Annotated in this window: 13 protein-coding genes; all 13 read left to right on the top strand. The window is 68.1% G+C overall.

The features are described 5' to 3' along the window. A partial coding sequence (locus PMI01_RS23360; RefSeq protein WP_007675215.1) for a flagellar hook-length control protein FliK occupies window positions 1-1,127 on the top strand: 1,127 nt, incomplete at its 5' end. An 11-nt stretch (window positions 1,128-1,138) separates the two neighbouring features. Further along, on the top strand, window positions 1,139-1,825 hold the full coding sequence (locus tag PMI01_RS23355) for a flagellar hook assembly protein FlgD (RefSeq protein ID WP_007675212.1): 687 nt from the start codon (window positions 1,139-1,141) through the stop codon (window positions 1,823-1,825). Window positions 1,826-1,951: 126 nt separating this feature from the next. Further along, on the top strand, window positions 1,952-3,658 hold the full coding sequence (gene flgE, locus PMI01_RS23350) for a flagellar hook protein FlgE (protein ID WP_007675210.1): 1,707 nt from the start codon (window positions 1,952-1,954) through the stop codon (window positions 3,656-3,658). A 168-nt stretch (window positions 3,659-3,826) separates the two neighbouring features. Next, window positions 3,827-4,108, top strand: coding sequence for a CtrA inhibitor SciP (gene sciP / locus PMI01_RS23345; RefSeq protein WP_007675208.1), 282 nt, complete (start codon window positions 3,827-3,829; stop codon window positions 4,106-4,108). A 245-nt stretch (window positions 4,109-4,353) separates the two neighbouring features. After that, window positions 4,354-5,997 (top strand): flagellar basal-body MS-ring/collar protein FliF, encoded by a 1,644-nt coding sequence (gene fliF, locus PMI01_RS23340; RefSeq protein WP_007675197.1) that lies wholly within the window; start codon window positions 4,354-4,356, stop codon window positions 5,995-5,997. Beyond that, window positions 5,994-7,016, top strand: coding sequence for a flagellar motor switch protein FliG (gene fliG / locus PMI01_RS23335; protein WP_007675195.1), 1,023 nt, complete (start codon window positions 5,994-5,996; stop codon window positions 7,014-7,016). Before fliF ends, fliG begins: the two co-directional genes overlap by 4 nt. A 13-nt stretch (window positions 7,017-7,029) precedes the next feature. Continuing rightward, complete coding sequence (locus tag PMI01_RS23330; protein WP_007675192.1) at window positions 7,030-7,674, top strand: FliH/SctL family protein; 645 nt, start codon at window positions 7,030-7,032, stop codon at window positions 7,672-7,674. A gap of 5 nt (window positions 7,675-7,679) precedes the next feature. Then, window positions 7,680-8,015: a flagellar motor switch protein FliN gene (gene fliN / locus PMI01_RS23325; RefSeq protein WP_007675190.1), complete on the top strand. Its 336-nt coding sequence runs from the start codon at window positions 7,680-7,682 to the stop codon at window positions 8,013-8,015. Window positions 8,016-8,101: 86 nt separating this feature from the next. Beyond that, the gene (locus PMI01_RS23320; RefSeq protein ID WP_007675188.1) at window positions 8,102-9,469 is read left to right on the top strand and encodes a sigma-54-dependent transcriptional regulator FlbD; all 1,368 of its coding nucleotides are present in this window, start codon (window positions 8,102-8,104) and stop codon (window positions 9,467-9,469) included. Window positions 9,470-9,602: 133 nt separating this feature from the next. Next, window positions 9,603-11,714: a flagellar biosynthesis protein FlhA gene (flhA, locus tag PMI01_RS23315; protein ID WP_007675187.1), complete on the top strand. Its 2,112-nt coding sequence runs from the start codon at window positions 9,603-9,605 to the stop codon at window positions 11,712-11,714. A 341-nt stretch (window positions 11,715-12,055) separates the two neighbouring features. Beyond that, window positions 12,056-12,502, top strand: coding sequence for a hypothetical protein (locus PMI01_RS23310; protein ID WP_007675184.1), 447 nt, complete (start codon window positions 12,056-12,058; stop codon window positions 12,500-12,502). 116 nt (window positions 12,503-12,618) lie between these two features. Then, complete coding sequence (locus tag PMI01_RS23305; protein ID WP_007675181.1) at window positions 12,619-13,023, top strand: DUF4282 domain-containing protein; 405 nt, start codon at window positions 12,619-12,621, stop codon at window positions 13,021-13,023. A 137-nt stretch (window positions 13,024-13,160) separates the two neighbouring features. Further along, window positions 13,161-13,583 carry a helix-turn-helix domain-containing protein gene (locus PMI01_RS23300; protein ID WP_007675178.1) on the top strand — a complete coding sequence of 141 codons (423 nt, stop codon included), beginning with the start codon at window positions 13,161-13,163 and terminating at the stop codon, window positions 13,581-13,583. Window positions 13,584-13,802: the final 219 nt, after the last annotated feature.

Here is a 13,802-nt window from a genome sequence, read left to right as displayed (position 1 = left end):
CCGCCGCCGTGGCGACCGACGCCGCCGCCTTCGCCCCGGTCGCGCCGGACGCCGAGACCGCCACGCCCGCCGCCGCCCCGGCGACGGACGCCGCCGCCGCGCCGGTCCTGGACCTGCCGCAAGCGCCGGCCGTCCCGGCCGCCGACCTCGCCGCCGCCAATACCAAGAAGACCGACGTTCCGGTCGCCAAGGCCGAGACCACCGCCGCGCCCGCCGCGACGCCGGCCGCCGCCCCGACCGCCGACGCCGTCAATGTGGCCCTGGCCGCCGCCGCGCCGGCCACCGACACGGCCGAGCCGCCCATTGCCGTCCAGACTGGCGCCGCGCAGACCGCCGCCGCCCAGGTCGTCGCGCCCGAAGTGGCGTCGGTGACCGGCAAGGTGGTCAAGGCCGCCGAACAGAAGACCCCCGCCGCCGCCGTCGCGGCCAACCTCGCCGACGCCGCCGCCGAGCCGGTCGCCGCCGACGCCGTGCAGTCGGCCCATGCCGCCACCACCGGCGAGGGCGGCGCGGAGGGCCAGGGCGACAGCAATGGCTCGCAAGGCGCCCAGACGGCCCAGGCCGCGCCGGTCGCCGTCGACGCCACGACCACGACCCCGACCTTCGTCGCGCCCGGCACGACCGCCGCCCCGACCCCGATCGTCGCGGCCAACCTCCCGGTCAAGGCCGCGCCCGAGACCGTCGCCCACCTGACCACCGAGATCGCCAGCAAGGCCCAGGTCGGCAAGACCAGCCGCTTCGACGTCGTCCTGCAGCCGGAAGGCCTGGGCCGGGTCGACGTGCGCATCGAGATCGCCAAGGACGGCAAGCTGACCGCCGCCCTGAACTTCGACAATCCGCAGGCCGCCGCCGACCTGCGCGGCAAGTCGGGTGAACTGCGCCAGGCCCTGGCCGACGCCGGCTTCAACGTCGCCGACAACGCCCTGAGCTTCGACAGCTCGCGGCAGAACGGCGGCCAGAACCCGAACGCCTTCTTCAACTTCCAGGGCGGCGAACACGGCCGCCAGGCCTTCCAGGGCCGCGCCTTCCAGTCGGCGCTGGCCGAAGACCCGATCCCCCTTTCCCCGTCCGCCCTGTTGCCCGGCCTGCGCGTCGCCGAGCGCAGCGGCGTCGACGTGAAGATCTAGGAGACCACGACATGGCCGCCGCCGTTTCCAACAACACCTCCGTTCTCGACAAGATCAACAACTCGCGAAACTCGCTGGCCACCAACGAGCAGACCTTCCTGAAGCTGCTGACCACCCAGCTGAAGAATCAGGATCCGCTGGCGCCCACCGACACCGCCCAGATGACCAGCCAGATCACCCAGATGACCGGCGTCGAGCAGCAACTGGTCACCAACGACCTGCTGGCCGCCCTGGTCGGGATGAACGACGGCGGCGGCATCAGCCAGGGCGTCAACCTGATGGGCAAGCAGGTGACCGCCGAGACCGACAAGTCGGTGCTGAAGAACGGTGAGGCCAGCTGGAGCTACACCCAGAGCCGCTCGGCCACCGCCGTGAAGATCGAGGTCGTCGACAAGTTCGGCAAGACCATCGCCTCGGTCCTGCCCGACGACATGTCCGGCGGCAGCCACACCTTCAAGTGGGACGGCAAGAGCACCCCCGAGGGCGTCAAGCAGCCCGACGGCGGCGAATACACCATCAAGGTGACCGCCACCGACGCGGCCGGGACCAAGCTCACCACCACGGCCAAGGGCCGGATCGAGGGCGTCGTCACCAAGGTCACCAACGAAAGCGGCGTCAACATGGTCTGGATCGGCGACACCAAGGTGCCGCTCGACTCGGTCATCGGCGTCACCAACGCCCCCGCCGCCACCACCTGAGCCACACGCCATGAACGGGCGTCAGAATGACGCCGTCGCGGTCCCCGCCCCAACCGGCTTCCGGACCCAAACGCAAACCGCGCTGAACCCCTCAACCCTTTTGAACTTCATCGCAGGATCACAGTCATGAGCATCAACAGCGCCATGCTCTCGGGCGTCTCGGGCCTGATTTCCAATTCGTCGGCCCTGGCCGCGATCTCCGACAACATCGCCAACGTCAACACCGTCGGCTACAAGCGCAGCTCGGCCAACTTCTCGACCCTGGTCACCGCCCAGAGCAAGAACGCCACCTACAGCGCCGGCGGCGTCTCGGCCAAGACCCACCAGTTCATCAGCCAGCAGGGCCTGACCCAGTCGACCAGCTCGAACCTCGACCTGTCGATCGCCGGCTCGGGCTTCTTCGTCGGCACCGAGAAGCCGGAAGGCCTGACCGCCACCGACACCCGCTCGTTCACCCGCGCCGGTTCGTTCCAGCTGGACAACCTCGGCTACCTGAAGAACGACGCCGGCCTCTATCTGCAGGGCTGGCTGGCCGACCCCGTCAGCGGCATGATCACCCCCGACCCGTCGGACCTGACCCAGCTGTCGTCGATCAATGTCGGCACGGTCGGCGGCACGGCCGAGAAGACCACCCGGGTCGGCGTCAACGCCAACCTGCGTTCGGAACAGCCCGTCTCGGCGGCGGCCAACGCCGTCGTCACCAAGACCGCCGTGGTTGAAGCGCCGGTCTCGGTTCCGGCCGTGGACTACAAGGTCTCCTACAGCCCGACCGGCAATGGCGACGAGTACGCGGTTTCGATCAGCCGCGCCGGCACGGTGTTTTCCACGGGCGTGGCCACCTACAACCCGACCACCGGCGCGCTGACCGGCTACCTGCCTACCGGCTCGGCGGGCCCCCCCAGCACCACCACCGTCACCGACGGGACCCACACGGTGAACCTTTCAGCCCTGGGCCTGGACACCAAGGCCCAGGCCACCGCCAGCGGCGCCTACGACCCGACCACCCGCTCGATGTCGGACTACGCCAAGGACAACACCACGGGCGTCAAGCCGGACTTCGAGGTCCAGATCCCGGTCTCGGACTCCAAGGGCGGCCAGCGCACGGTGACCCTGTCGCTGCTGAAGGGCCCAGGCCCCAACGAATGGTTCGCCGAGCTGCGCGCCAAGCCGGGCGACCTGGACAACAACGCCAACGGCCAGATCGCCACCGGCAAGGTGACCTTCACCACCGACGGCAAGCTGGCCTCGGTCGGCAACCTGTTCGGCGGGGTCACCCCGACCTCGATCACCATCGGCGCGTCCGATCCGCTGGCGGTCAACCTGCCGCCGCCCGCGGCGACGCCGCCGCGCTGGGCCGACGGCCTGGGCATCGACTCGCAGAGCATCCAGATCGACCTGGCCAACGCGGCCGGCGGCCTGACCCAGTACAACAGCCAGTCGGTGGTCCAGTCGGTCAACACCAACGGCACGGCCTTCGGCAACCTCACCAACATCGAGGTCGACGACCAGGGCTATGTCTCGGCGATCTTCGACAACGGCGTGACCCGCCGCATCGCCCAGGTGGCGGTGGCGACCTTCTCGAACCCCAACGGGCTCAAGGGGATCAACGGAAACGCTTATCGGGTCACCAACGAAAGCGGCACCTTCAGCCTGAAGACTCCAGGCGGCGGCGGCGCGGGTTCGATTGCTCCGTCCACGCTGGAAGCTTCGACCGTCGACCTGTCGACTGAGTTCACCGGCCTGATCACGACGCAAAGAGCCTACTCGGCTTCTTCGAAAATCATCACTACAGCCGATCAGATGCTAGAAGAGCTTCTGAGCATTAAGCGGTAATTACAGGTCTTAACCGACCTTAATTGCCCTGTGTCACATTGATACATCACGGGAGTGGGAAGAAAGTCCATGTTTCAGTCTTTCTTTACTATTGGAATTAAGCGCCTGTTATTTCCCGGCGCCTATATTCCTCTCCAACAGTGATGGTTGTGGGAAAGGCGTAAAGCCATGTTGCAGCAGCAGCGCACGAACAGCCGGGGTGAGAAGTACGTGATCGGTCCGACCGGCGCGCCTCTAACTCTCTCCGACTTGCCGCCTCCGGAAACCCAACGTTGGGTGATCCGGCGCAAGGCCGAGGTGGTCGCCGCAGTCCGCGGGGGCCTGCTCTCGCTCGACGAGGCGTGCGATCGATACAAGTTGACCAACGAGGAGTTCCTCGCCTGGCAGCAATCGATCGACCGGCACGGTCTGGCGGGTCTTCGGACCACGCGGCTCCAGCAGTACCGCTAGTCGCGGGACTGAAAAGTCATGGCGCGCGGGGGCTTACCTTCCCGCCGGGCCTCTACGAGACAGATCAGCGGCCGCGTCCCCCTGGGGCGCGGCCGCGACCTTTTGGCGCTTCCGAAAGTCCTCGGCGGCGGCGGATGTAAACGACCCGTTTACCTTGCACTGGGTAAATCCTGCCTAGCGACGGCGTGCTCCGGCGCGCGGCGGCTGGCGTCCCTTCGGGGCGTTGTTCAGGGGTAGGGCGTAGGTTGGACAAGTTCCTCAGCGCGATTCAGAGATTTGGCGTCGGCCGTCTGGCCGCCCTGATCGGCGTCGCCGCCGGCGCGATCGCCGTGATCGCCGCCGTGGTGCTGATGATGGGCAAGCAGCCCAACGAGCTGCTGCTGTCGAACGTCGACCCCAAGGAATCGGCCGCCGCCACCGCGGCGCTCGACACCGCCGGCATCAAGTACGAGACCAAGGCCGACGGCGCGACCATCCTGGTCCCCCGCGACAAGGTCAACACCGCCCGCCAGCTGATCTTCACCAAGGGCCTGGTGACCTCCGGGTCGGTCGGCTACGAGATCTTCGACACCGGCAGCGCCCTGGGCCAGACCGATTTCGTCCAGCAGCTGAACCGCCAGCGGGCCCTGCAGGGCGAGCTGGAGCGCACGATCACCGGCTGGGACGGCGTCAAGGCCGCCCGCGTCCACCTGGTCCTGCCCAAGCGCCAGCTCTTTGAAGAAGACGCCGAGAAGCCGACCGCCGCCGTCAGCATCAGCATGGGCCGTGAGCCCTCGGCCGACATCGTCCGCGCCATCCAGAACCTGGTGGCCGGCTCGGTGGCCGGCATGAAGCCCGACGCCGTCAACGTCATGGACCAGCACGGCAAGACCCTGTCGGCCGGCAGCGACGGCAGCCTGGCCGGCAAGATCGCCCAGGACGCCAAGAGCGAGTCCGAGGCCCGCATCGCCAAGACCGTCAAGGACATGATCGACGGCGTGCTGGGCCCGGGCAAGGCCCGCGTCAACGTCACCGCCGACCTCGACCTGAACCGCGTCACCACCCAGGAACGCAACTTCAACCCGGACGGCCAGGTCATCCGCTCGGAAAGCACCAACGAGAACAACGCCAGCGAGACCAAGGACGGCGACACCGGCGGCGTCACCTCGACCCAGAACATCCCCGGCGCCGCGCCCAACGGCTTCCAGCCCCTGGGCTCGCGGTCGGGCAGCAACGAGAGCGTCACCAACTACGAGATCTCGGAAAGCACCAAGACCACGGTCCAGGAGCCGGGCTCGATCCGCAAGGTCGCCGTGGCCGTGGCCGTCGACGGCGTCGTCGCCCCTCCCGGCAAGGACGGCAAGCCGGGCGCCTACACTCCGCGCAGCGCCGAGGAAATGGCGCAGCTGGAGCAACTGGTGAAGACCGCGGTCGGCTTCGACCAGGCTCGCGGCGACCAGGTCTCGGTGGTCAATGTCCGCTTCCCGCAGCCGGAGGAGCAGGGCCTGGGCAAGACCGGCCTGATGGCCGCCCTCGACAAGAACGACATCATGCGTTTCGCCGAGCTGGGCGTGCTGGCGATCGTCGCCCTGCTGGTCCTGCTGTTCGCGGTCCGCCCGTTCCTCAAGAGCCTGATGAGCCCGCCGCCGACCCCGCTGGGCCTGGCCCTGAACGCTCCGCAGGTGACCCGCATGGTCACCCTGTCGGATGGCACGGTCCAGGAGGTCATCGTCGACCAGATGGGCGAGCCCATGGCCCTGGCCGGTCCCGACATGGACCAGCGCATCGACATCGCCAAGATCGAGGGCCAGGTGAAGGCCTCGTCGATCAAGCGGGTGTCCGAGTTCGTGGACCGTCACCCCGAGGAATCGGTGGCGATCCTGCGCTCCTGGCTGCACGAGTCTGAATGATGGCGAAAAGCTCCATCACCGACGTCAAGCGCCTGGCCGGTCCCGAGAAGGCCGCGATCGTGCTGCTCGCCCTGGGCGAGGAGCACACCGCGATCTGGGAAGCCCTGGACGACGAGGAAATCAAGGAAGTCTCGCAGGCCATGGCCGGCCTGGGCTCGATCTCGGCCTCGGTCGTGGAAGAGCTGCTGGTCGAGTTCGTCTCGGGCATGAGCTCGACCGGCGCGATCATGGGCTCCTACGAGCAGACCCAGCGCCTGCTGTCGGCCTTCATGCCGCCGGAGAAGGTGGACCAGCTGATGGAGGAGATCCGCGGTCCGGCGGGTCGCACCATGTGGGACAAGCTGGGCAACGTGAACGAGGCGGTGCTCGCCAACTATCTGAAGAACGAATATCCGCAGACCGTCGCGGTGGTGCTGTCGAAGGTGAAGAGCGACCACGCCGCCCGGGTGCTGGCCTCGCTGCCGGAAGACTTCGCCCTGGAATGCGTCACCCGCATGCTGCGGATGGAGCCGGTGCAGCGCGAGATCCTCGACAAGATCGAGCAGACCCTGCGCACCGAATTCATGTCGAACCTGGCGCGCACGTCCAAGCGCGACAGCCACGAGATGATGGCCGAGATCTTCAACAACTTCGATCGTCAGACCGAGGCCCGCTTCATCGCGGCGCTGGAAGAGCGCAACCGCGAGGCCGCCGAGCGCATCCGCGCCCTGATGTTCGTGTTCGAGGACCTGTCCAAGCTCGACCCGGGCGGCGTCCAGACCCTGCTGCGCGCCACCGGCAAGGAGCAGCTGGCCCTGGCCCTGAAGGGCGCCTCGGACAAGCTGCGCGAGATGTTCTTCTCCAACATGTCGGAACGCGCGTCGAAGATCATGCGCGAGGACATGGAGAGCATGGGCCCGGTGCGCCTGAAGGACGTCGACCAGGCCCAGGTCGCCATGGTGCAGGTCGCCAAGGACCTGGCCGCCAAGGGCGAGATCATGCTGGCCGGGGCCGGCGCCGAAGACGAACTGATCTATTGAGGAGGATGGCAGCATGACCGACATCCCCCACAAGCGCTTCGCCTTCGACACCGTGTTCGACGACCACGGCGGCGTGGCCTTCGCCCCGCCCAAGGTGAAGAAGAACTTCACCCTGGAGGAGCTGGAACTGGCCAAGGCCGAGGCCTATGCGGCCGGCGAGCAGTCGGCCGTGGCCCAGGCCGAGCGCGAGGCCGCCGTGGCCCTGAACCAGGTCGGCCAGGCCATCCACAGCGCCTTCTCGACCCTGGCCGCCGTGGCCCACGAGCACCGTGAAGGCTCGGCAATGCTGGCCCTGGCCTGTGGCCGGGCGATCGCCGACGCCGCCCTGGACCAGTTTCCCGAGGCCCCGACCCAGGCGGCCCTGGTGGCCCTGGCCCGCGAGGTCGAGGCCAGCCCGAAACTGACCGTGCGGGTCGCCGCCCACCTGGTCGAGCGCACCCAGGCCGCCCTGGAGCAGACCGCCCAGGCCATCGGCTTCCCCGGCCAGGTCCTGGCCCGGCCCGACGCCATGCCGGCCGCCGCCTTCCTCCTCGACTGGGGCGACGGGCGCGCGGCCTTCAATCCCGACGACGCGGCCGCCCGCGTCACCCAGGCCCTGGAAGCCGCCATCGCGGCCGAAGGGCTCCACGCCGAACCACTTCTTCCTAGCGAAGGCTGACCCCGATGTCCGACGACAACCTCACCCTGGACGAGTTCGGCGGCGCGATGCTGGCCTCCGAAATGCCCGTCGAGATGTCCGACAAGATCGCCTCGGACCTGGCCCCGGTCTTCGACGTTCCCGTCAACATCTCGGCCGTGCTGGGCCGGGCCCACATGTCGGTGGCGCAGCTGCTGCAGCTGTCGGCCGGCAGCATCCTCGAGCTGGACCGCAAGGTCGGCGAGGCGATCGACATCTATGTGAACAACCGCCTGGTGGCGCGCGGCGAGGTCGTCGTCGTCGACGAGCGCCTGGGCGTGACCATGACGGAAATCATCAAGGACGGCGACGCCGCCGGCTGACCGCCCAAGGTCGCCTCTGGGCGACGTCGAGTGAAGCTTAACCAGTTGAACTACCGGGGCACGAAGGCCCCAACGGAGAGAAAACGATGCGCCTCCTGGTCGTCGGAAAACTGAACGGACAGCTCTCGGTCGCCGTGAAGATGGCGATGAACACCGGGGCCAAGGTCTCGCACGTCGAGACCATCGAGGCGGCGACGCACGCGCTGCGGGCCGGGCAGGGGGCCGACCTGCTGATGGTCGACTACGCGCTCGACATCGCGGGCCTGATCGCCACCAACGAGTCCGAACGCATCCGGGTGCCGGTGGTGGCCTGCGGCGTCGACGCCGACCCGATGCGGGCCGCCGCGGCGATCAAAGCCGGGGCCAAGGAATTCATCCCGCTGCCGCCGGACGCCGAGCTGATCGCCGCCGTGCTGGCCGCCGTCACCGACGACAACCGCCCGATGATCGTCCGCGATCCGGCCATGGGCGACGTCATGCGCCTGGCCGACCAGGTGGCGGCCTCGGAGGCCTCGATCCTGATCACCGGCGAAAGCGGCTCGGGCAAGGAGGTGATGGCCCGCTATGTCCACGCCAAGTCGCGTCGGGCCAAGGCGCCGTTCATCAGCGTCAACTGCGCCGCCATCCCCGAGAACCTGCTGGAGAGCGAGCTGTTCGGCCACGAGAAGGGCGCCTTCACCGGCGCCGTGGCCCGCCGCATCGGCAAGTTCGAGGAAGCCAACGGCGGCACCCTGCTGCTGGACGAAATCAGCGAGATGGACGCCCGCCTGCAGGCCAAGCTGCTGCGCGCCATCCAGGAGCGCGAGATCGACCGGGTCGGCGGCTCCAAGCCGGTCAAGGTCGACATCCGCATCCTGGCCACCTCCAACCGCGACCTGGCCGCGGCGGTGAAGGACGGCACGTTCCGCGAGGACCTGCTCTATCGCCTCAACGTCGTGAACCTGCGCCTGCCGCCGCTGCGCGAGCGTCCGGGCGACGTCATCACCCTGTGCGAGCACTTCGTGAAGAAGTACTCGGCCGCCAACGGCGTCGCCGAGAAGCCGATCTCGGCCGAGGCCAAGCGCCGGCTGATCGCCCACCGCTGGCCGGGCAACGTCCGCGAGCTGGAGAACGCCATGCACCGCGCGGTGCTGCTGTCGCCGGGAGCGGAGATCGAGGAATTCGCCATCCGCCTGCCCGACGGCCAGCCTCTGGCCCCGGCTCCGGACACCGCGGTCGCCCGCGGCGCCCAGATGGCGGCCGACGCCATTTCGCGCACCTTCGTCGGCTCGACGGTGGCCGAGGTCGAGCAGACCCTGATCATCGACACCCTGGAGCACTGCATGGGCAACCGCACCCACGCCGCCAACATCCTGGGCATCTCGATCCGCACCCTGCGCAACAAGCTGAAGGAATATTCCGAAGCCGGGATCGCCGTGCCCGCTCCGCAAGGGGGCGTGACGAACGCGGCGTGACCCGTGACTCGACCCGTGATGGGGCCGCGACCATCGGTCCGGCGCCCGACATGGCTAATTTGCATTAAGCACGTGGCGGTCCCGCGCAAATCGCTTCATGCGCGAGGAGGCCTCCACCGGATCCAGGGTTCGCATGACTGACGCCGCCGTCCCCAAGGCCGCCTCGTCCCTCCCCAGCGCCAGTTCGCTGTGGGCCGGGATCCTGCGCGGCGAAATGGGCCTGGCGGTCGGCGTCGTCGGCATCATCGTCCTGCTGATCATCCCGGTCCCGCCGATGCTGCTGGACCTGCTGCTGGCGATTTCGCTGACCGGCTCGGTGCTGATCCTGATGACGGCGGTGCTGATCAAGAAGCCGCTGGAATTCACCTCGTTCCCGACCGTCCTGCTGGTCGCCACCCTCTATCGCCTGGGCCTGAACGTGGCCTCGACGCGCCTGATCCTCGGCCATGGCCAGGAAGGCTCGCACGGGGCCGGCGCCGTCATCGCCGCGTTCGGCAACCTGATGATGCAGGGCAATTTCGTCATCGGGGTGATCGTCTTCATCATCCTGGTGGTGGTGAACTTCATGGTCGTCACCAAGGGTTCGGGGCGGATCGCCGAAGTCGCCGCCCGCTTCACCCTGGACGCCATGCCCGGCAAGCAGATGGCCATCGACGCCGACCTGTCGACCGGCCTGATCGACCAGGACACCGCCAAGCAGCGCCGCAAGGACCTGGAGCAGGAATCGACCTTCTTCGGGGCCATGGACGGCGCCAGCAAGTTCGTGAAGGGCGACGCCGTCGCCGGCCTGATCATCACCGCCATCAACATCGTCGGCGGCATCCTGATCGGCGTCGTCCAGCACAAGATGCCGATCGGCGAGGCCTCGGCCAGCTACACCCTGATGACCATCGGCGATGGCCTGGTCAGCCAGATCCCGGCCCTGATCATCTCGATCGCCGCCGGCCTGGTGGTGTCCAAGGCCGGGGTCGAGGGCAGCGCCAACGCCGCCCTGACCACCCAGTTGGCCATGAACCCGGTGGCCCTGGGCATGGTCTCGGCCTCGTCCGGCGTCATCGCCCTGATCCCCGGCATGCCGATCGTTCCTTTTGCCGCTCTAGCAGTGGGTTCGGGATACCTGGCCTATCGCCGGGCCCTGAAGGCCAAGGAGCCCAAGCCGCTGGACGCCTCCGCCCTGGCCGCCCTGGCCGAGGCCTCGGCCGAGCCGGAGGAGGAGCCGATCAGCGCCTCCCTGGCCATCGACGACGTCAAGATCGAGCTGGGCTACGGCCTGCTGACCCTGATCAACGACCTGGACGGCCGCAAGCTGACCGACCAGATCCGCGCCCTGCGCAAGACCCTGGCCACCGAGTTCGGCTTCGTCATGCCGCCGGTCCGCATCCTCGACAACATGCGCCTGGCCAACCAGGGCTACGCGATCCGCATCAAGGAGATGGAAGCCGGGGCCGGCGAGGTCCGCCTGGGCTGCCTGATGGCCATGGACCCACGCGGCGGCCAGGTGGAACTGCCCGGCGAGCACGTGCGCGAACCGGCCTTCGGCCTGCCGGCCACCTGGGTGGAAGAGGCCCTGCGCGAGGAAGCCACCTTCCGCGGCTACACCATCGTCGATCCGGCCACCGTGCTGACCACGCACCTGACCGAGATCCTCAAGGAGAACATGGCCGACCTGCTGTCCTACGCCGAGGTGCAGAAGCTGCTGAAGGACCTGCCCGAGGGCCAGAAGAAGCTGGTCGACGACCTGATTCCCTCGGTGGTCAGCGCCACCACCGTCCAGCGCGTGCTGCAGGCCCTGCTCAAGGAGCGGGTGTCGATCCGCGACCTGCCGCAGATCCTCGAGGGCATCGGTGAGGCCGCGCCGCACACCGCCTCGGTGGTGCAACTGGTCGAGCAGGTCCGGGCCCGCCTGGGCCGGCAGCTGTGCTGGTCCAACCGCGGCGAGGACGGCGCCCTGCCGATCATCACCCTGTCGGCCGAATGGGAGCAGGCCTTCGCCGAGGCCCTGGTCGGTCCGGGCGAGGACAAGCAACTGGCCCTGGCCCCCTCGCGCCTGCAGGAGTTCATCCGCGGCGTGCGCGACGCTTTCGAGAACGCCGCCCTGCAGGGCGACTCGGCCGTGCTGCTGACCAGCCCGGGCGTGCGGCCCTATGTGCGCTCGATCATCGAGCGCTTCCGCGGCCAGACCGTGGTGATGAGCCAGAACGAGATCCATCCCCGGGCCCGCCTGCGCACGGTGGGCATGGTTTAGGGCTTCCGCTGGCCCGGCCCTGAGCTGGGTTGGGGATACGCACATGTGCGTGTCCATGTCCGGAAATCAGAAGTGTCCATTAAGTTGAAGAATGCTCTAGCTTCCTGATGTCTCACAGCGAGGCGACAAGCTGAAGTTATCGGTAAGCTTGGCCGTGTGTCGTGCCTTCTTCAATCTTCGCCTTATCGAGTGGATGCAGAATATCAGCCGCGCTTTACGGCGGATTTGCCATATTTCGCCCAGAAATGGTCACGGTCTGTTGCCGATTATTTCGGAACCGTGGCTGATAGGTCGCGTTGATTGGCCGAGGCGGGGGACCCCTTCACGACGGAGCGCAACACATGAAGACCAAGATCGCCTATCTGGCCGCCGCCGCGACCCTTTCGTTGGCCAGCGCCGCCTTCGCCCAGACCACCGGTTCGGCCGGAGCCCCGGCCCCGGGCGCGGCCCCGGCCAGCCCCGCCACGGGCGCGGCCGCGTCCACCGGCGTGACCGGAAGCGCCGGCGCGGCGGCTGACGCCGGCGCGGCCGGGACCCCGTCCTCGGCCAGCGTCGCCCTGGACCTCAAGGTCGGCTCGGAGGTGAAGGATCCCTCCGGCGCCGTGGTCGGCACGATCGCCGGGACCTCGGCCGGGGCCGACGGCTCGACCAACGTGGTCGTGACCAGCGGCGACAAGAAGTTCGCCCTGCCCAAGGCCAGCTTCAGCCTCGGCGCCGACGGCGGCTTGGCGACCACCGCCACCAAGGCCCAGATCGACGCCACCCTGGCCGGCGCCAAGCCGCAATAACCAACCAGACCACGTCGGAACGACCGCAAGCCCGCTCGGCATTGCCGAGCGGGCTTCGCGCTGCTAGCGATGGGGCCAGTACCCGGCGGAGCTCCCGCTGACATGAGGAGTGTCGGATGGCTTCGGCCAATAAATCCAAGCCGCGCGGCTCGAGCGGCCTGTTCTGGGACCTGCTGACGTTCGATCGGCTGGTCACGGGGCCGGTGATTCACCTGATCTACTGGTCCGGCCTGGGCGTCGTCGCCCTGTTCGCCTTTTCCGTGGTCGGCGCGGCCGTCGGCCTGGCGCTGAAGGAGCCCGGCCTGCAATCGCTGCTACTGGCCTTGCCTGTGCTGGTGGCCGGCCTGCTGGTTTCCGCGGCCATGGTGCTGCTGTGGCGGGCGTTCTGCGAGTTCTACGTCGCCATCTTCCGCATCAGCGAGGATCTGCGCGCCCTGCGCCAGGCCAGCGACGCCGACCATGCGGTGGCGGTCGTGACCCGTCCGCCAACTCCGGCCCCGGTCCAAAAGCCGACCGCCTGAGGCCTTTCGCCGGCGATCGGCGACCTGCGACCGAATGGCACAGCTTAGGGATAATGCGCCTTTATCCTTGAGGGGGCGGGCGTTTATCGGCGTCTATGCGGCAGGAGACATGTCGCGTCTCCCGCCGGAGACGTCCCTTGGCCGCCGATCAAGAACCCCATCTCGTCGATATCCACGTCGGCGCCCGCATGCGGATGCGGCGCAAGGCGATGGGCCTGAGCCAGACTCAACTGGCCGAGAGCGTGGGCATCACCTTCCAGCAACTCCAGAAGTATGAACGCGGCGCCAACCGCGTCAGCGCCTCCAAGCTCTACGGCATGGCGGTGACGCTGCAGACCTCGGTGGCCTGGTTCTTCGACGGGCTGTCGTCCGACCTCGGCGGCCTGGCCGACCCGACCGACGAGCGGCGCACGCGGGCGTTGCAGCGCTTCATGCTGTCGAGCGAGGGCGTCGAGCTGGCGACCCTGTTCCCGCAGGTCCCCGAGAGACAGCGCCGGCAGGTCCTGGCCCTGGCCCGGACGCTGAGCGACATGGGCGGCGACGACGAGGAGGAAGGCTGAGGGCGCGCCAGTCCAGGGATCGATCGACAGCGGCGACTTTCGCCCGGCGTCGCGGCGCGGGAAAAGATCGAGCGCTTAATCACTGGTTGTGGATTGGTTAAATCTCAATGTATGGTTAAGTTCCACGGATCACCGGGAACGAAGCGCCATGACAGCCTTGCGATTGGGAGTGCTTACGCCGGCCGTCCTTGGCCTGGCTCTATTGGCTAATCCGCCCGC

This window comes from Caulobacter sp. AP07, from assembly GCF_000281955.1.
Lineage (GTDB): Bacteria > Pseudomonadota > Alphaproteobacteria > Caulobacterales > Caulobacteraceae > Caulobacter.
The sequence above is the reverse complement of the archived record's forward strand: the minus strand, read 5'-3'. Positions and strand labels throughout refer to the sequence as shown.

Coding starts and splice junctions, on each gene's coding strand:
- PMI01_RS23355 (WP_007675212.1), top strand. CDS start 1,139: ATGGCCGCCGCCGTTTCCAACAACACCTCCGTTCTCGACAAGATCAAC.
- flgE (WP_007675210.1), top strand. CDS start 1,952: ATGAGCATCAACAGCGCCATGCTCTCGGGCGTCTCGGGCCTGATTTCC.
- sciP (WP_007675208.1), top strand. CDS start 3,827: ATGTTGCAGCAGCAGCGCACGAACAGCCGGGGTGAGAAGTACGTGATC.
- fliG (WP_007675195.1), top strand. CDS start 5,994: ATGATGGCGAAAAGCTCCATCACCGACGTCAAGCGCCTGGCCGGTCCC.
- PMI01_RS23330 (WP_007675192.1), top strand. CDS start 7,030: ATGACCGACATCCCCCACAAGCGCTTCGCCTTCGACACCGTGTTCGAC.
- fliN (WP_007675190.1), top strand. CDS start 7,680: ATGTCCGACGACAACCTCACCCTGGACGAGTTCGGCGGCGCGATGCTG.
- PMI01_RS23320 (WP_007675188.1), top strand. CDS start 8,102: ATGCGCCTCCTGGTCGTCGGAAAACTGAACGGACAGCTCTCGGTCGCC.
- flhA (WP_007675187.1), top strand. CDS start 9,603: ATGACTGACGCCGCCGTCCCCAAGGCCGCCTCGTCCCTCCCCAGCGCC.
- PMI01_RS23310 (WP_007675184.1), top strand. CDS start 12,056: ATGAAGACCAAGATCGCCTATCTGGCCGCCGCCGCGACCCTTTCGTTG.
- PMI01_RS23305 (WP_007675181.1), top strand. CDS start 12,619: ATGGCTTCGGCCAATAAATCCAAGCCGCGCGGCTCGAGCGGCCTGTTC.